The sequence below is a fragment of the Caballeronia zhejiangensis genome (assembly GCF_022879815.1).
Lineage (GTDB): Bacteria > Pseudomonadota > Gammaproteobacteria > Burkholderiales > Burkholderiaceae > Caballeronia > Caballeronia zhejiangensis.
This window is the reverse complement of record NZ_CP084284.1, coordinates 312,342-328,628: the sequence shown is the minus strand read 5'-3', so window position 1 is coordinate 328,628 and position 16,287 is coordinate 312,342. Positions and strand designations below refer to the sequence as shown.

Below are 16,287 nucleotides of genomic sequence, written 5' to 3'. Positions count from 1 at the left end.
ATTTCCAGATTTCGTTAAAGGCGCGCGTTCGTTTCGGCACGCGCTGCACGAAGGGTATTTCAGGGGAAGACGGGCGCCGATTTTTAGTAGTATGGATTGGAGTGCCGTTATGATTGCGCCCGTCGATGCCGGGAGCGGCTTGCCGGATCGCCGGCTTTCGCTTATCGCTCGTTCATCCTCGTCACGCGCGTGGCCTTTGCGCGGGCGCCGCTTCGATCATCACCTTTATCCGGACGCATCATGCCCATCCTATCCAACGGACAGCCGAATCCGAATCCCCGCCAGCCGGTGGACATCGCGCGCATTCTGCTCGTCATCACGATCCTGACCGCGCTCACGGTCGGCAGTCTCTACGTGCTGCGCCCGTTCCTGCCGGGACTCATCTGGGCGACGACGATCGTCGTCGCGACCTGGCCGCTCATGCTCGCCGTGCAGCGCCGCTGCGGCAACCGCCGCTGGATCGCGACCACCGTCATGCTGCTGATGCTGCTGGTCGTCATCGTGCTGCCGCTCTATTCGGCGATCTCGACGCTCGCGGAGCACGGCGGCGAGATCATGGCCGCCGTCAAGAGTCTGCCGAGCTACGCGCTGCCGCCGCCGCCGGGCTGGATCCATGACGTGCCGCTCGTCGGCGCGCGCGTATCGAAGGAATGGCAGATGCTCTCCGACGCCGGCCCCGGCGGCCTGCTCGCGAAGCTCGAACCCTACGTGACGATCGTCGCGCGCTGGATGCTTTCGCATGCGGCCGTGGTCGGCGTGTTCGTCATGCACATGGTGATCACCGTCATCATCTCCGGCATTCTGTACACCAACGGCGAGGCGGCCGGCCGCTTCGTCACGCGCTTCGCGACGCGCATCGCCGCGCAGCGCGGCGCCGAAGCCGTCAAGCTCGCCGGCCTCGCGATCCGCGCGGTCGCGCTCGGCATCGTCGTGACGGCGGTCACGCAATCGGCGCTCGGCGGCATCGGGCTTGCGGTTGCGGGCGTGCCCGCCGCGGGCATCATCACCGCGGTCATGCTGATGCTCTGCCTCGCGCAGATCGGCCCGCTCCTGCCGCTGCTCGGCGGCGTTGCGTGGCTCTTCTGGAACGGATCGACCGTCGTCGCTTCGATGCTGCTCGTGTGGTCGATCATGATCGCGATGCTCGATAACTTCCTGCGCCCCATTCTCATCAAGCGCGGCGTGAATCTCTCGATGCTGCTGATTCTCTCCGGCGTGCTCGGCGGCATGTTCGCATTCGGAATAGTCGGATTGTTCATCGGTCCGGTGATTCTCGCCGTGACGTCGACGATTCTGAACGCGTGGATCAACGAGCAACCGCCGCTGCCGCAAGTCGAAGCGATGAGTAACGAGGAAATCGCGAACACCCCGTCGGCGCGGGGTCTCGCGGATACATCGGGAAGACAGGGTTAATTGATAAAGATATTCTCGATTTGTCGCATTTTTTATCGACAATCGGAATGCGCTTAAATCGAGAATTCGGACTCTTACGAAAATGAGATTTTGTGCCGGTTAACACGGTGTTTCACGGTTTTTGGGCGATGCATATCCGTTACAATGCAATCCTTCGTTATTTGCCCGATTGAGGGCGCAGGGGATTGACCATGTCTTTGCGTGACGTGGACGACATCGATTACATCGGAGTGAATATTCTCTTCAAGCGCGTATATGTCGGGCTCTTCGACGATCTGGACTGGCGCGATGAAGAGAAGCATCAGGATTTGCTCACAAAGAAGATCGACCGCTACATCCGTTATATTCGTTCAGGCAAATTGCTGTTGAATTATCCGAAAGTTCGCGGCTATGAGATCGTGGTCGAATACGTGTCGATGCATCCCATGACGCCGTCGGGACTCGAATTCTGGAAATCGCGCGAACGCGTCGTGACCGACGCGGGTTACAAGGTGCATATCCGTGGCGTCGACGTGCGTCATTCGCTCGGCATTTCCGTCGATAAACCGGAGCGCGTCGCAGCCGAACCGGTCGAGCCGCCCGCGCTGGAAGTGCTCGATCCCGACCCGCGCATGCAGCAACTCGCCGACGTCGCCGACGTTTCGTATCTTCCGCCCTCGATGCCCAAATCGGGCCTGCCGCAGGCGCTGCCCCTGCTCAGGCGTCTCGCGATGCGTCAGGCGGCAAGCTACTGAACCAACTCCCGCGATCGAAAAAAGCGGCGTGGCTCGCATGAGCCCCGCCGCTTTTCCTTTGCGCGCGTGATCGCCGCTTCACATCGCGTTACTGCGCGCCGCTCAGCGCCGCTGTCGCGATCGACGGCACCGAAATGCCATTGGTCTTCGCGTACTGCACCGCTTGCGAGAGCGTCTGCATGAGCGACTGCAACTGCCCCGGCGCCGATTGCGCGACATAGCTCGCCGCCTGCACGGTCGACGGATTCGAACCCGCCTCCAGCAGCGACGACATGTTCATCGAATTCGTCACCGAGCCGAGATTCGATTGCAGGCCGGCGTACTGCTTTACGCCCTGCCCGAGCGACGCGAGGCCGTCGCTGAAGGTCTTCTTGCTGGCGGCTGTCGGCGGCGTCGCGGAGCCGTTCGTGAATGCCTGCATCAGCGATTGGGACACGCTCTGCTGCGTGCCGCCGAGTTGCGACAATACGCTCGTGCTCGGAACGGCGTTCCCGCCCGATGCGCCGGAGAGCAACCCCGCCGCCGATTGCGCCTGGCTCGCGACGCTCGACATGCCCATCGCCGAGGCGAGGGTCGACTGCCCGGTCAGCACTTGCTGGTTCGCGCCGACATAGCTTTGCAGAAGCGAATTCAGCGCCGAAGGCTGCGTCGCGCCGTTCGCGCCCGACGTCACGTCGGACTTGCCGCTGCCGAAGCCGAACTGTTGAAGATTGAGTTGTGCGTACGATGCCCCCGGCGCGATTACCGCAAATGCGATCCCAGCCGAAAGAAGCGCCGTTCGATACGTACGGTTCGCCATGTTCGGTTCCTCCTCAGAATTGTCCGATGTTCGATAAGCCCGATTCGACCATCGGTCATCTGGACGGTTCGCTGCAGAAACATTTGCTTGCGAATTCCGTCGAGAGGTCCCGCCTACAGATCGGCGAGCGGATGCATTTCCCTGCGCCACGGCGATGACAGGAAGTGCTGCACGCGCTCGGCGCGCACTTGCGCGAGCGTCGTCGGCGCGAAACGCGGCCGCTCGTCCTTGTCGATGATGAGCGCCCGCACGCCTTCGACGAAATCGCCGTCATCGATCGCGCGGTACACGACGCCGAGTTCCATGCGAAAGCAGTCCGCGAGCGACATCTGACGGCCACGCAAAAGCGCGTGATACGTGACTTCGAGCATCGTCGGCGAATGGCTTTCGAGCAGCGCGAGCGTCGCGCGCGCCCAGTCGGATTCATCCGTTGCGAGCGATGCGACGATGCGTTCCACGCCGCCCGTCGCGCACACGGCGAAATGGCGTTTGATTTGCGCGCGCATATCGTCGAGCGGCGCGTGCCGTTCGATATTCGCGCTCGGCACGAACACGCGCGCCAGTTGCGTCATCGTGTCCTGCGCATCGTCCCAGCGGATAGCTTCGAGACGCTCGACGAAACTGCGCAGCCACGTCGACGGCACGCATTCGTCCGCGAGACCGACACGCCGCGCATCCGCGCCCGACAGACGCGCGCCCGTCAACCCGACGTAAAGCGCGAGATCGCGCGGCAGCACGCGCAGGAAATGCGTCGCGCCGACATCGGGCAACAGGCCGATGCGCGTCTCCGGCATCGCCATGCGCGTGCGCTCGGTCGCGATGCGCAACGCCGCGCCTTGCGCGAGGCCCATGCCGCCGCCCATCACGATGCCGTCCATCAGCGCGATAACCGGCTTCGCAAAGCGATGCACCGTGAAATCGAGCCGATATTCATCGATGAAAAACTTGAGCCACGGCGTCTCGTGATGCGGATCGTTGCGCGCCGCGTGATAGAGCTTGCGCACGTCGCCGCCCGCGCAAAACGCCTTCTCTCCCGCGCCGCGCAAGACGACCGCGGCGATCGAATCGTCCGCGGCGCATTGCGCGAAACGTTCGGCGAGATGCGCGATCATGCCGTGCGAGAGCGCGTTCAAGGCATGCGGACGGTCGAGCGTGACGATCGCCACACGGTTCACGACCTCGAAGGCGACTTCCGGCGCGTCGCGTGAAAGTTCAAGCGTGCTCATGAATTCCTTTAGTCGGCCTTGCTGGTCTGGCGCAGCTCCGGGAAATCTTCCTCCCAGAACTCGAACTCGCCGCGCGCGCCGTCCTGCGTGCGCGCGATTTCCTGCCGGCGCAAATCGACGCGGCGAATCTTGCCGGAGATGGTCTTCGGCAATTCCGCGAATTCGAGCCGGCGGATGCGCTTGTACGGCGCGAGCCGTTCGCGCGAGAACGCGAACACGCTTTTCGCGAGTTCGGGTCCGATCGAATAGCCGTGACGCAGCGTGACGAACGCCTTCGGCACCGAAAGTCGCAGCGGATCGGGACTCGGCACGACAGCCGCCTCGGCGATCGCTTCGTGCTCGATCAGCACGCTTTCCAGCTCGAACGGGCTCAAGCGGTAATCCGACGACTTGAACACGTCATCCGCGCGGCCGACGTAGACGAAGTAGCCGTCCGCGCCACGCGCGGCGACATCGGATGTGCGATAGAAGCCGCCTCGCATCGCGTTTTCGGTGGCCTTGGGGTTATCGGCGTAACCGGTCATCAGGCCGAGCGGCGGCGGATCGAGCGCGAGCGCGATTTCGCCTTCTTCGGCAGGATTGCCATCCGGATCGAGCAAGGCCACGCGATAACCCGGCAGCGGACGGCCCATCGAGCCCGGCACGAGCCGCTGGCCCGGCGTGTTGGCAATCTGCGCGGTGGTTTCGGTCTGGCCGTAGCCGTCGCGGATCGGCAATCCCCACGCATGCTGCACGCGCTCGATGATCTCCGGATTCAGCGGCTCGCCCGCCCCGACGATCTCGCGCAGCTTCACCTCGTACGACGCGAGTGGCTCCTGCACGAGCATGCGCCACACGGTCGGCGGCGCGCACAGCGTCGTGACTTCGTGCTTCACGAGCACATCGAGCGCGCGGGCGGCGTCGAAACGGCTGAAGTTGTAGATGAACACGCACGCCTGCGCGTTCCACGGCGCGAAGAAGCAGCTCCACGCGTGTTTCGCCCAGCCGGGCGAGCTGATGTTCCAGTGGACGTCGCCGGGTTGCAGGCCGATCCAGTACATCGTCGAGAGATGCCCGACCGGATAACTCTGATGCGTATGCGCGACGAGCTTCGGCTTCGACGTCGTGCCGGACGTGAAGTACAGCAGATACGGATCGTTCGCGGACGTTTCGCCGTCCTTGGCGAATTCCGCCGATGCGTCGTACGCGGCTTCATACGCGAGCCAGCCGTCCTGCGCGCCGCCCACCGCGATGCGCAAGCCCGGTACGTCGATGCCATCGAATTTCCTCGTTTCGGCTGCATCGACGATGACGTGCTGCACGCCGCCTAGCGCGATGCGGTCGCGCAAATCCGCGCTCGCAAGCTGCGTCGTCGCGGGCAGGACGATCGCGCCGAGCTTCATCGCGGCGAGCATCGTGTCCCATAGCTCGACGCGATTCGGCAGCATCAGCAGAATGCGCTCGCCGCGTTTCACGTTCAGCCCCCGCAAATGATTCGCGACGCGCGCGGAACGCTCGCTCATCTGCGCAAACGAAAGCCGTGTCTCGTCGCCGCTTTCGCCGACGATCTGCAACGCGGGCGCGTCGTTGCCACGCGCCATCGGATCGAAATAATCGAGCGCCCAGTTGAAGCGATCGAGCGACGGCCATCTGAAGTCGCGATATGCGGTGTCGTAGTCCGTGCGATGAGCAAACAGGAAGTCTCGTGCTTCGATGAATGCCTGGGCTTCGTTCATTGCGTCTCCAAAGATTTATACGTTGCGCGCGATCACCATCCGCTGCACTTCGCTGGTGCCTTCGTAAATCTGCGTGATGCGTGCATCGCGATAATGACGCTCCACCGGATAATCCTGCAGATAGCCGTATCCGCCGTGAATCTGGATCGCGTCCGAACACACGCGCTCCGCCATTTCCGACGCATACAGCTTCGCCTGCGACGCCTCCGACAGACACGGCACGCCTTCGGTACGCATGCGCGCCGCGTGATGAATCAAGAGGCGCGCGGCGTTGATCTGCGTTTGCATGTCGGCGAGCATGTTGGCCACCGACTGATGTTCCTGAATCGGCTTGCCGAACTGCACGCGCTCCTTCGCATAGGCGCGCGCCGCATCGAATGCCGCGCGCGCGATGCCGAGCGCCTGCGCCGCAATGCCGATGCGCCCGCCTTCCAGATTCGACAGCGCGATCTTCAAGCCCTCGCCGCGCTTGCCGAGCAGATTCGCGGCGGGAATCGCGCAATCGTCGAAGTTGATCGGACACGTATCCGACGCGCGGATGCCGAGCTTGTGCTCCGGCGCGCCGACGTTGAAGCCGGGCGTGTCCGTCGGCACGACGAACGCGGAGAGGCCGCGCTTGCCCTGATCGGGATCGGTCACGGCGAAAACGATCGCCACGCCCGCGCGCTTGCCGTTCGTCACGAACTGCTTGTTGCCGGAAATGACCCACTTGCCGTCTTTCTCGACGGCGCGCACGCGCAGGTTGTTCGCTTCGGAGCCCGCCTGCGGCTCCGTCAGGCAGAACGCGCCGATAACCTCGCCGCTCGCGAGCTTCGGCAGCCATTCGGCCTTCTGCGCGTCGGTGCCGTACGCGAGGATCGGACCGCAGCCGACCGAGTTGTGCACGCTCATCATCGTCGCGCAGGACGCGCAGCCGGCGGCGATCTCTTCCATCGCGAGTGCGTAGGCGGTGTAGTCGCTGAAGGTGCCGCCGAGTTCGGCGGGCACGATCATCCCGAGCAGGCCGAGTTCGCCCAGTTGCCGCACGACTGCGTCGGGGATCGCGCCGTCCTTGTCCCACTGGCCCGCGTTCGGCGCGAGCGCTTCGGTTGCGAACTGGCGAGCCGCGTCGCGGATCATGCGCTGCTCTTCGGTGAGAAATGCGTCGATCATGTTCTGAATTCGGTGATGGGGGCTTGCGCGGCGAGGCTCGCCGCATCGATCGTTTAAACTTTCTGGCCGCCGCTCGCCCGGTCGATGATGGGCGGCTGGGCCGTCTGAGCACGAGTCTAGGCAATCGCCTAACGTTAGCCGATGCCCAAAACGATCACGCTAACTGAGCGCTTTGGCCACCTAGTGACAACCCCAAGTACCAAAAAAAAGATCGAGCGCGACTCGATTTCCGTGAGCCTCGTCGAAGCCGCATTGCGATGCGCCGAATCGCGCGGCGTCGCGCGCGGGCATTTGCTGGCCGCGGCGGGCATCGCGCCGGCGACGCTCGATTCGCCGCGCGCGCGGGTGTCGCCGGTCCAGTACGGCAAGCTGTGGAACGCCACCGCCGACGCGCTCGACGACGAGTTCTTCGGCCAGGACGCCCATCCGATGCGGCGCGGCAGCTTCGTGCTGCTATGCCACGCGGCGCTTTCCTCGCGCGACGGCGCGCAGGCGCTCGGGCGCATCGCGACTTTCATGCGGCTCGTGCTCGACGATCTGAGCTTCGAGCCGGACATCGACGACAAGCGCGTGCGAATCTGGCTCGCCGACAAAGCCGGACCGAAGTCGATGTTCGCCTACGCGACGGGCTTCATCCTCGTGTATGGGCTCTTGTGCTGGCTGGTCGGGCGGCGCATTCCGGTGCTCGCGGCGCACATGCGCTGCCCCGAGCCCGCCGACAGCGACGAATATCGCCTCATGTTCTGCAACGACCTGCGTTTCGACGCGACGCGCTCGTTCGTCGACCTGTCGGCCGAATGCGCGGCGCTGCCGATCGTGCAGACGTCCGCCACGCTCAAGCGCTTCCTGCGCGATGCGCCGGCGAATTTCATCGTGAAGTATCGCAATCCGGATTCGCTCGCGGCGCGCATCCGGACGCGTCTTCGGCAAACCGCGCCGACGGACTGGCCGGAAGCCGAAAGCATCGCGGCCGCGCTGCATATGGCCGAAGCCACGCTGCGGCGGCGTCTGAAGCAGGAAGGGCTGACCTATCAGACGATCAAGGACGCATTGCGGCGCGATCTGGCCATCGCGCGTCTTGCGCATACGCAGGAGACGATTCCGCAAATCGCCGATGCGCTCGGCTTCGCGGAACCGAGCGCGTTCCGGCGCGCATTCAGGAAGTGGACGGGCGTGCGCCCCGCGGATTACCGGCGGGAGAGCTGAAGCGCGCGAACATCGAGGCTGCTATATTGAATCGTCCATGATTTCGCACCTTGGAGCGCACCATGACCAAAGCCAGCCGGGATGAACGTTCGAAGCAGGAACAACCGAAGAAGGAAACCGAAGAGGATTTGCTCGACGAGGCGCTGGAAGAGACCTTCCCCGCAAGCGATCCGATCGCGGTGCATCCGGAGCCGGAATCGCCTGAAGACCGGAAAAACAAGTAGTCGTTCGGTTATTCGCCCGAGTCGGGCTCATCCGGACTCGAGAGCAGCACCACGAGCTTCTCGACGTGCTGATGTAACAGCTTGACGTGCTTGTCGATCTGTTCGAGACGCCCGGTCAGATCGGCCTTCGCCGACTCGCTCATGCGATCGGACGCGATGAGTTCATCGACCTTCGGCTGCATCGATTCGACCTGCAGCAAGCCGAGCTGGCGCTCCAGGCGGCGTAAGTCCTGCGACAGCAGCTCGCGATTCTTCCGAAAAACCAGATCGCGGCGGTTGGCTTCAGCCTGTTGCTGGGCCTGATCGGCGACACGGCGCGTCGCTTCGGTCTGGGAAAGCAGCGGTTCCGGGCCGCGCAACACGGAACGCTTCGGCGCGGGATGGGCCGTGCCGCGGAACACGGCCATCGGCGTTTCCTCGTCGATCGCGCGCAGGACGTCGGGCGGAATCTCGTCCAGCGTGCGGCGCTCGTCCATCCAGTGCGGCGGCAGGCCGGTCACGAGCTCGATGCCGCGTACGAATTCCTCGTTGAAATCGCGCTGACCGCCGACGATCAGCTTCATGAACGTCGGCGAGAAGTTCATCATGCGCGCGAGGCGGCCAGCGCCGCCCGGCGAGCCGACCAGGACATTGAGGTTGGCTCGCCAGACTATGAACAGCGTTTCGTCGAAATCTTCCATGAACAGGCTCCAGGCAGTCCGACGCGCCCGAACGTGCACATCGGATTTGCGCGCGGCGGCGCTGCGCGCATGCATATCCGGTTCCCGCGCTTTCCGATCAACATCGTGCACCGTGGCCGGTGCGTCGTCTACATACCGCATAAAACACCATACTACCTTCATCGGCAAGCCGGGCGGACAACGGCGTCCGCGCCGATGCGGGCGTGCGACACGACGCGCACGCCGCCGGCCGGCTTACGGTTCGTTGCGCAGATACCCTTCCTTGCTCGGATCGAGCATGCGCCAGGAGACGATGAGCGAAATGGCGCACATCGCCGTGACATACCAGAAGAACGTCGATTCGCTGCCCGCCGATTTCAGCCACAGCGCCACATACTCCGCCGAGCCGCCGAACACCGCGTTGGCGACCGCGTACGACAGGCCGACGCCCAGCGCGCGCACTTCCGGCGGGAACATTTCCGCCTTGATGAGACCGCTGATCGACGTGTAGAAGCTCACGATCGCGAGCGCGATCACGACCAGCACGAACGCCATGACCGGGCTCGTCACCGTGGAGAGCGCGTGCAGCAGCGGCACCGTGCAAATGGTCGCGAGCGCGCCGAAGCAAAGCATCGAGGCGCGGCGGCCAATGCGGTCCGACAGCGCGCCGAACAGCGGCTGCAGCAGCATGTAGACGAAGAGCGCGGCGGTCATCACGTTGCTGGCGGTCTTCGCGTGCATGCCCGCCGTGTTGACCAGATACTTCTGCATGTAGGTCGTGAACGTGTAGAAGATGAGCGAGCCGCCCGCCGTGAAGCCGACGACCGTCATGAACGCGGCCTTGTGCTGCATCAGGCCGGCGAGCGTGCCCGCTTCCTTGCGATCGCGCGTCTCGGCGGTCGACGTTTCGTCGAGCGAACGGCGCAGGTACAGCGAGATCAGCGCCGCGCACGCGCCGATGAAAAACGGAATGCGCCAGCCCCACGCCTTCAGCTCTTCCGTCGACAGGAACAGTTGCAGGATCACGAGCACGAGCAGCGCGGCGAGCTGGCCGCCGATCAGCGTCACGTACTGGAACGACGCGAAGAAGCCGCGCCGGCCGCGCAGCGCGACTTCACTCATGTACGTCGCGCTGGTGCCGTATTCGCCGCCCACCGATAAGCCCTGGAACAGGCGCGCGATCAGCAGCAGGAACGGCGCCCACGCGCCGATCGACGCGTACGTCGGCAGGAAGGTGATGACGAGCGAGCCGCCGCACATCATCAGGACGGAGATCATCATCGCGTTGCGGCGGCCGTGCTTGTCGGCGATGCGGCCGAAGAGCCACCCGCCGATCGGGCGCATCAGGAAGCCCGCCGCGAACACGCCCGCCGTGTTCAGCAACTGAACCGTCGGATTGCCGCCGGGAAAGAACGCCGCCGAAAAGTACAGCGCGAGGAACGAATAGATATAGAAGTCGAACCATTCGACGAGGTTGCCCGACGAGGCGCCGACGATGGCGAAAACGCGGCGCCGGGTGTCCTCTGCGGTGTAAGCGGGAAGGTCGGTCATGTTGTTTCTGATCTCTTGGTCACTGTCTGGATGGCGTATGTCGGGGTTTCATCCCCGATCCGGGCGCTCTTGGCGGCGTTCGGGCGCAAGTTTATACGCGGTTTCGCAACCGGCGCGCGATCGTGGCGCGCGAAACACGGCCGGACGGAGTAGGAAAATTCGCGCAAGGACGCCCCCGCATCGCGTTCACCGATGACCGCCCCACCCGCTCAGGCTTGCCGCAAAAGCATTTGCCGCCCTTGCGACGGCATCGTTCAACGCTTTCGACATAAATCGTCTTTGCCTCGATCGTTCGTACTAGGTAATTACCCTGATTAAAGATTTTGACGATTATTTATCGATAAAGTCTCGGGATCACGATTCACATCGACGAGGACTGCATGAGTCAGCATCAACCGATCATTCTCGACGCCGCGCTCGCGTCGACATTCGCGCAAGTCGCGCTCGGCCACCTGACGCGCGAATATCCCAACAAGCTCGATCACGTCATGGCAAGCGTTGCCGACGTGCAAAGCCCGCGCGCGCTGCATCCGATTTTCTACGGCAGCTTCGACTGGCATTCGTGCGTGCACGGTTACTGGCTGATCGCTCGGCTGATCGACCGCTTTCCGGATCTGCCGGAAGCGCCGCGCATTCGCGCCGTGATCGACGAGCATGTCACCGAGGCTAACGTCGCCGCTGAAGTCGCTTATCTGCAGCGTCCCGCCGCGCGCGGCTTCGAGCGGCCTTATGGCTGGGCGTGGCTGCTCGCGCTCGCAGGCCAGCTGCGCTCGATGCGTTCCGACGACGGCGCGCGCTGGGCCCGCACGCTCCAGCCGCTCGCGGACGCATTCGTCGCACGCTTCGAGGAATTCCTGCCGAAATCGACGTATCCGCTTCGCGTCGGCACGCACTTCAACATGGCGTTCGCCTTGACGCTTTCGATCGGTTACGCGCGCGTCGCGCAGAACGCCGATTTTGAGCATCTGCTGAAGGAAACCGCCCTGCGCTGGTTCGAGAAGGACGAAGGCTGTCAGGCGTGGGAACCGGCGGGCGACGAGTTCCTGTCGCCGTCGCTGATGGAAGCCGTGCTGATGCGTCATGTGCTGCCGGGCGAGCGCTTCGTCGGCTGGTTCGACCGGTTTCTGCCGCGCATCGCCGAGCGAGAACCCGCGACGCTCTTCGCGCCGGCCACCGTCACCGATCGCAGCGACGGCAAGCTCGCGCATCTCGACGGCCTGAACCTCTCGCGCGCGTGGTGTCAGCGCACGATCGCACGCGCGCTGCCGGCGGGCGATGCGCGTATCGCCGTGCTCGAGACGGCGGCGCACGAACATCTGGCGTCGGGCATTGCGCATGTCGCGGGCGATTACATGGGCGAGCACTGGCTCGCGACGTTCGCGCTGCTGGCGCTGGAAGCCTGAGCGGTTCTAGACGCGCGGCTGGAACGCGATCACGCCCATGCCGATGAGCGCGATCGCCGCGCCCGCGACATCCCACGCCGTCGGCCGGATGCGCTCGACGGCCCATAGCCACGCGATCGCCACGCCGATATACACGCCGCCATACGCCGCGTAGACGCGCCCCGCCGCCGCGGCGTGCAGCGTGAGCAGCCACGCGAACAGCGCGAGCGACAGCGCGCCGGGCACGACGAGCCACGGCGAGCCGCCCTCCTTGAGCCATCGATGAGGGAAATAGCAGCCGGCGATCTCGGCGATGGCGGTGACGACATAGAGCGCGAACGTTTTCATGAGGCGCATTATCGGCGTTCGCGAGACGTTGCGTGGTCCGCGTCCGCTGCGGACAATGACGCCCTTGCTCGAAACTTCAGGCCGCCGACCTTGCAGACCGATTCAACCGATGCCGCCGCGCTGCCCGTGCACTGGCACAGGCGCGTGCTGATGCTGGCCTTTCCCATCGTTCTCGCGAATCTCACGCAGCCGATTCTCGGCGCCGTCGACACGGCTGTCGCCGGGCATCTCGACGGGCCGCAGTATCTCGGCGGCGTCGCGCTCGGCGGGCTCGTCTTCAGCTTCGTGTTCTGGGGCTTCGGCTTTCTGCGCATGGGTACGACGGGACTCGTGGCGCAGGCGTTCGGCGCGCGTGACGACGACGCCTTGCGCAAGAGCGTGCTGCGCGCGTTGCTGCTCGGACTCGCGATCGGCGCGGCGGTGCTGGTGCTGCAAGTGCCGATCATTCGTTACGCGCTCGTCGCGCTGGGCGGCAGCGCTGCCGTGCAGGGCACCGCGAGCGCGTACTGTCACGCGCGCATCTGGGCCGCGCCGTTCGCGCTCGGCAATTACGTCGTGTTGGGTTATCTGCTCGGCTGCCAGCGCGTGAGGCTCGCGCTCGTCACGCAGATCTTCATCAATCTGGTGAACATCATCGCGGTGCTGCTTTTCGTGTATCGCTTCGATTGGGGCATCGCGGGCATCGGCGCGGCAACGGCGTTCGCGGATTTCTGCGGCTTTGCGCTCGGACTCGCGATTCTTTGGCATCTGCGTCCGCGCGGTCTCGCGCCGCTCGTCCCGCGCTCGCTCTTCGACGCGCACGCGTTGAGGCGGGTCGTCGCGATCAACCGCGACATCTTCATCCGCACGATCTGCCTGCTCGGTTCGTATGGCTGGTTCGCGCATCTCGGCGCGCGTCAGGGGGATGCGATCCTCGCCGCGAACGCCGTCCTGCTGAACTTCCAGACCTTCATGTCCTTCGGTCTCGACGGCTTCGCGCACGCGGCCGAAGCGCTCGTCGGCGCGGCGGCGGGCGCGCGCGACCGGTACGCGTTCCGTCAGGCCGTGAAGGTGACGATGTTCTGGTCGGCAATCGGCGCGGCGGGCTTTTCCATCGTCTTCTGGTTTAGCGGCGAATGGATCATCGGCAAGCTCACGGATCAGGCGGTCGTGAAGGCGGCGGCGGTGCGCTATCTGCCGTGGGCGTCGGTTCTGCCGCTCGCGTCGGTCGCGGGCTTTCAGCTCGACGGCGTGTTCATCGGCGCGACGCGCACGCACGAGTTGATGAAAGCGATGGCCGTCTCGCTTGCTGTCTTTCTGCTTGCTGCGTGGGCGCTCGCGGGATCGCTCGGGAATCACGGGCTGTGGCTGGCGCTCACTGTTTTCATGGTGGCGAGAGGTATTACGTTGGCGATTCAGGTGCCGGCGATCGAGCGGGCTTCGTGTGCGACTTTGGGAAGGTGAGGTATGGTGCGTCGGGTTCCAGCGCGGATGGCAAGTCTGCCCTCGCTTCGTCCAACGATTTTCTTGGAGGTCGGCACAGTCAGCATCGACAAGAGAAGACCTGCCATAACGTGCGCCAGATAATGGCCGCCCTGCGTCGGCGTGGCACGATCATGGTCACGTTGAGCGAAATCGCAATGCAGAACAGCCAACGAAACTTTGCGAGCGAATCGAAGCTATTGCCCCGCCAGCCCCTCCAGCAGCGCCTTATGAAACGCCGCCGGATCCTGCATCTGCGGCGCGTGCCCAAGCTCCGGAAACTCGACGAGTTTCGCGCCTTCGATACGCTCCTTCGCCAGCTTCGCGAGATCCGGATATCGCCCGAGCATCGGTCGAATCTCGGGCGGCGCGAAGTCCTTGCCGATCGCGGTCGTATCCTTGTCGCCGATAAGCAATAGCGTCGGCGTCTTCAACTGATCGAATTCGTAGACGACGGGCTGCGTGTAAATCATGTCGTACAGCAACGCCGAGTTCCACGCGACGATGTCCTTGCCCGGTCCGCGATACATGCCCGCCAGCATCTGCACCCACGGTTCGTAGTCGTCGCGCCACTGGCCCGAGTAGTACGTGCTCGTCTCATAGCGGCGGATGCCGTCGGCGCTCGTCTTGAGCTCGCGCGCATACCAGTCGTCGATGGAAATCGACGGCACGCCCTTCGCCTTCCAGTCTTCGAGCCCGATCGGATTCACGAGCACGAGCTGCTCCGTCTCGCGCGGATACATGAGCGCGTAGCGCACCGCGAGCATGCCGCCCGTCGAATGCGCGATGAGCGTCGCCTTCGACACGCCGAGCGCGGTCAGCAGCGCATGCGTGTTGCGGGCAAGTTGCTGGAAACTGTATTGATAGCGCGCGGGCTTCGTCGATTTGCAAAAGCCGATCTGATCCGGCGCGATCACGCGATAGCCCGCATCGCTCAAGGTCTGGATCGTCTGCTTCCACGTCGCCGAACAAAAATTCTTGCCGTGCAGAAGTACCGCGGTGCGTCCATTCGGATGCGCCGGATGCACATCCATATACGCCATGCGCACGACCTGGCGCTGCGACGTAAGCGCGAAGCGCGCGACCGGATACGGATAGTCGAAGCCCTGCAACTCGGGGCCGTATGCGGGGCCGTCGTTGCCGGCCGCTTGCGTGGCTTCGTCGGCATGTGCTTGTAAAGCGAAGGACATCGCGAGACACAACATCAAGGATCGAACGACGGACGGCTTGCTGCGCGCTGGTTTCATTTTTTGATCTGAAGATGACGTCGGCCGACGCATTCTAGCGCGGCTGAATTTCGCACGCGCCCGCATGCTGTATTCAGCGCTTATACTTTGCGACCCCGATCGTCGTCAGGATCATTCCAAGCATGCAACGCCGCATCAAGGCATTCGCCGCCGCGCTCCTCGCATTCGCGTGCATCAGCGCATCCGCGAGCGACTGTCCGCAGTTCAGCCCGAACGGCCGCGCGCCGGTCGTCGTCAATTCGAAGATGCGCGCGTCGACGCAGGAAGTCTGCTATTCCGACTTCGCGCTGCTGCACTCCGGCATCACGAAAGGGCCGCTGTGGTCGGCGGAACATCTGACCGCGAGCAGTGTCGACCAGGCGAAGAACAACACGCGCACGAATCGCTTCTTCGTCGACAAACGTCTGCCGCCCGACGAGGCCGCGCAACTGTCCGACTACAAGAGGAGCGGTTACGACCGCGGCCACATGAGTCCCGCGGGCGATCGCGCAAGCAAGAAAGGCATGGCCGAATCGTTCTCGCTCGCGAACATCGTCCCGCAGGATCCGTCGAACAACCGGCGCATCTGGTCGCGCATCGAGCAAGCGGTGCGCAGGCTCACGGAGGAATCGGGCGAAGCGTATGTCGTCACCGGGCCGCTCTTCTCGGGACGTCAGTTGCAGACGATCGGCGAATCGCGCGTGTTCGTGCCCACGCAACTGTATAAAGTAGTCTATTTGCCGCAGCGTCAGATCGCGTTCGCGGTCGTGATCGAAAATACGCCGACGAACACGTACACGATGAAAACCGTGCACGAACTGGAAGCGATGAGCGGACTCGCGTTTCCCGGCATCCCGGACGGACTGAAGGACAAGCGAATTGGAGGATTGCGCGGTGTTTAAGCCATTTGCAAACGATACGGATGTGATGAACATCGCGGGCGACGCGATCAACATCGAGAACGGCGTGAAGCGCCTCACGATCAGCGGCAATTTGACGATCGCCCGCGACAAGGCCGGACTCGCGAACGCGCTGGCGCTTCAGAAGGCGATCGGTGCGATCGTCGAAGCGTTGCAAAGCGATGCGTCGCTGCCCGCGAAGCTGCCCGACGAGCCGGATGCGCCGTCAGGCACCGCCGATAATCCGTTCATCTGAAGCGGCCGTCGCCGAAGACAGCCGCGCGGAGAATCG

At 64.0% G+C, this 16,287-nt stretch carries 16 protein-coding genes; 8 read left to right on the top strand and 8 right to left on the bottom strand.

What is annotated here, in order from left to right; genetic code table 11:
- Positions 1–240: 240 nt before the first annotated feature.
- The gene (ydiK, locus tag LDZ23_RS16020; RefSeq protein WP_075583509.1) at positions 241–1,413 is read left to right on the top strand and encodes an AI-2E family transporter YdiK; all 1,173 of its coding nucleotides are present in this window, start codon (positions 241–243) and stop codon (positions 1,411–1,413) included.
- A 191-nt stretch (positions 1,414–1,604) separates the two neighbouring features.
- A complete protein-coding gene (locus LDZ23_RS16015; RefSeq protein ID WP_008353854.1) occupies positions 1,605–2,147 on the top strand; it encodes a DUF6572 domain-containing protein in 543 nt (180 codons plus the stop codon).
- A gap of 88 nt (positions 2,148–2,235) precedes the next feature.
- Here LDZ23_RS16015 and LDZ23_RS16010 read toward each other — a convergent pair whose 3' ends face one another.
- The 4 genes from LDZ23_RS16010 to LDZ23_RS15995 all read right to left on the bottom strand — a co-directional run bounded on the left by LDZ23_RS16010 (position 2,236) and on the right by LDZ23_RS15995 (position 7,036).
- Positions 2,236–2,946, bottom strand: a complete 711-nt coding sequence (locus LDZ23_RS16010; protein WP_008353855.1) for a hypothetical protein — start codon at positions 2,944–2,946, stop codon at positions 2,236–2,238.
- Between the two features lie 113 nt (positions 2,947–3,059).
- Positions 3,060–4,172 carry an enoyl-CoA hydratase/isomerase family protein gene (locus tag LDZ23_RS16005; RefSeq protein WP_008353856.1) on the bottom strand — a complete coding sequence of 371 codons (1,113 nt, stop codon included), beginning with the start codon at positions 4,170–4,172 and terminating at the stop codon, positions 3,060–3,062.
- Between the two features lie 8 nt (positions 4,173–4,180).
- The gene (locus LDZ23_RS16000) at positions 4,181–5,887 is read right to left on the bottom strand and encodes an AMP-binding protein (RefSeq protein WP_008353857.1); all 1,707 of its coding nucleotides are present in this window, start codon (positions 5,885–5,887) and stop codon (positions 4,181–4,183) included.
- A gap of 15 nt (positions 5,888–5,902) precedes the next feature.
- Complete coding sequence (locus LDZ23_RS15995; RefSeq protein WP_033536104.1) at positions 5,903–7,036, bottom strand: acyl-CoA dehydrogenase family protein; 1,134 nt, start codon at positions 7,034–7,036, stop codon at positions 5,903–5,905.
- Between the two features lie 213 nt (positions 7,037–7,249).
- Here LDZ23_RS15995 and LDZ23_RS15990 point away from each other — a divergent pair, with 213 nt between their 5' ends.
- A complete protein-coding gene (locus LDZ23_RS15990; RefSeq protein ID WP_404989953.1) occupies positions 7,250–8,245 on the top strand; it encodes an AraC family transcriptional regulator in 996 nt (331 codons plus the stop codon).
- 62 nt (positions 8,246–8,307) lie between these two features.
- A complete protein-coding gene (locus LDZ23_RS15985) occupies positions 8,308–8,469 on the top strand; it encodes a hypothetical protein (RefSeq protein ID WP_008353861.1) in 162 nt (53 codons plus the stop codon).
- 8 nt (positions 8,470–8,477) lie between these two features.
- On the opposite strand, the gene LDZ23_RS15980 is transcribed toward LDZ23_RS15985, so the two are convergent.
- Both LDZ23_RS15980 and LDZ23_RS15975 read right to left on the bottom strand, forming a co-directional pair.
- Positions 8,478–9,149 carry a hypothetical protein gene (locus LDZ23_RS15980; RefSeq protein ID WP_033536103.1) on the bottom strand — a complete coding sequence of 224 codons (672 nt, stop codon included), beginning with the start codon at positions 9,147–9,149 and terminating at the stop codon, positions 8,478–8,480.
- 234 nt (positions 9,150–9,383) lie between these two features.
- Entirely contained in the window at positions 9,384–10,679 is a 1,296-nt protein-coding gene (locus LDZ23_RS15975; RefSeq protein ID WP_008353864.1) for an MFS family transporter, read from the bottom strand.
- 380 nt (positions 10,680–11,059) lie between these two features.
- On the opposite strand from LDZ23_RS15975, the gene LDZ23_RS15970 reads away from it, so the two are divergent.
- Positions 11,060–12,082, top strand: coding sequence for a DUF2891 domain-containing protein (locus tag LDZ23_RS15970; RefSeq protein ID WP_008353865.1), 1,023 nt, complete (start codon positions 11,060–11,062; stop codon positions 12,080–12,082).
- 6 nt (positions 12,083–12,088) lie between these two features.
- On the opposite strand, the gene LDZ23_RS15965 is transcribed toward LDZ23_RS15970, so the two are convergent.
- The gene (locus LDZ23_RS15965; protein WP_008353867.1) at positions 12,089–12,409 is read right to left on the bottom strand and encodes a YnfA family protein; all 321 of its coding nucleotides are present in this window, start codon (positions 12,407–12,409) and stop codon (positions 12,089–12,091) included.
- A 150-nt stretch (positions 12,410–12,559) separates the two neighbouring features.
- On the opposite strand from LDZ23_RS15965, the gene LDZ23_RS15960 reads away from it, so the two are divergent.
- Positions 12,560–13,852, top strand: a complete 1,293-nt coding sequence (locus LDZ23_RS15960; RefSeq protein ID WP_051079090.1) for an MATE family efflux transporter — start codon at positions 12,560–12,562, stop codon at positions 13,850–13,852.
- Between the two features lie 215 nt (positions 13,853–14,067).
- Here LDZ23_RS15960 and LDZ23_RS15955 read toward each other — a convergent pair whose 3' ends face one another.
- A complete protein-coding gene (locus LDZ23_RS15955; protein ID WP_235366205.1) occupies positions 14,068–15,060 on the bottom strand; it encodes an alpha/beta fold hydrolase in 993 nt (330 codons plus the stop codon).
- Positions 15,061–15,239: 179 nt separating this feature from the next.
- Here LDZ23_RS15955 and LDZ23_RS15950 point away from each other — a divergent pair, with 179 nt between their 5' ends.
- Positions 15,240–15,998 (top strand): DNA/RNA non-specific endonuclease, encoded by a 759-nt coding sequence (locus LDZ23_RS15950; protein WP_008353873.1) that lies wholly within the window; start codon positions 15,240–15,242, stop codon positions 15,996–15,998.
- Positions 15,991–16,251 carry a hypothetical protein gene (locus tag LDZ23_RS15945; protein ID WP_033536088.1) on the top strand — a complete coding sequence of 87 codons (261 nt, stop codon included), beginning with the start codon at positions 15,991–15,993 and terminating at the stop codon, positions 16,249–16,251. The genes LDZ23_RS15950 and LDZ23_RS15945 overlap by 8 nt, the downstream gene beginning before the upstream one ends.
- The last annotated feature ends 36 nt before the right edge of the window (positions 16,252–16,287 follow it).

Excerpts from the sequence above, each read along its gene's own strand:
- ydiK (WP_075583509.1), top strand. The coding sequence starts at position 241 with ATGCCCATCCTATCCAACGGACAGCCGAATCCGAATCCCCGCCAGCCG.
- LDZ23_RS16015 (WP_008353854.1), top strand. The coding sequence starts at position 1,605 with ATGTCTTTGCGTGACGTGGACGACATCGATTACATCGGAGTGAATATT.
- LDZ23_RS16010 (WP_008353855.1), bottom strand. The coding sequence starts at position 2,946 with ATGGCGAACCGTACGTATCGAACGGCGCTTCTTTCGGCTGGGATCGCA.
- LDZ23_RS16005 (WP_008353856.1), bottom strand. The coding sequence starts at position 4,172 with ATGAGCACGCTTGAACTTTCACGCGACGCGCCGGAAGTCGCCTTCGAG.
- LDZ23_RS16000 (WP_008353857.1), bottom strand. The coding sequence starts at position 5,887 with ATGAACGAAGCCCAGGCATTCATCGAAGCACGAGACTTCCTGTTTGCT.
- LDZ23_RS15985 (WP_008353861.1), top strand. The coding sequence starts at position 8,308 with ATGACCAAAGCCAGCCGGGATGAACGTTCGAAGCAGGAACAACCGAAG.
- LDZ23_RS15980 (WP_033536103.1), bottom strand. The coding sequence starts at position 9,149 with ATGGAAGATTTCGACGAAACGCTGTTCATAGTCTGGCGAGCCAACCTC.
- LDZ23_RS15975 (WP_008353864.1), bottom strand. The coding sequence starts at position 10,679 with ATGACCGACCTTCCCGCTTACACCGCAGAGGACACCCGGCGCCGCGTT.
- LDZ23_RS15970 (WP_008353865.1), top strand. The coding sequence starts at position 11,060 with ATGAGTCAGCATCAACCGATCATTCTCGACGCCGCGCTCGCGTCGACA.
- LDZ23_RS15965 (WP_008353867.1), bottom strand. The coding sequence starts at position 12,409 with ATGAAAACGTTCGCGCTCTATGTCGTCACCGCCATCGCCGAGATCGCC.
- LDZ23_RS15960 (WP_051079090.1), top strand. The coding sequence starts at position 12,560 with ATGCTGGCCTTTCCCATCGTTCTCGCGAATCTCACGCAGCCGATTCTC.
- LDZ23_RS15955 (WP_235366205.1), bottom strand. The coding sequence starts at position 15,060 with ATGTCCTTCGCTTTACAAGCACATGCCGACGAAGCCACGCAAGCGGCC.
- LDZ23_RS15950 (WP_008353873.1), top strand. The coding sequence starts at position 15,240 with ATGCAACGCCGCATCAAGGCATTCGCCGCCGCGCTCCTCGCATTCGCG.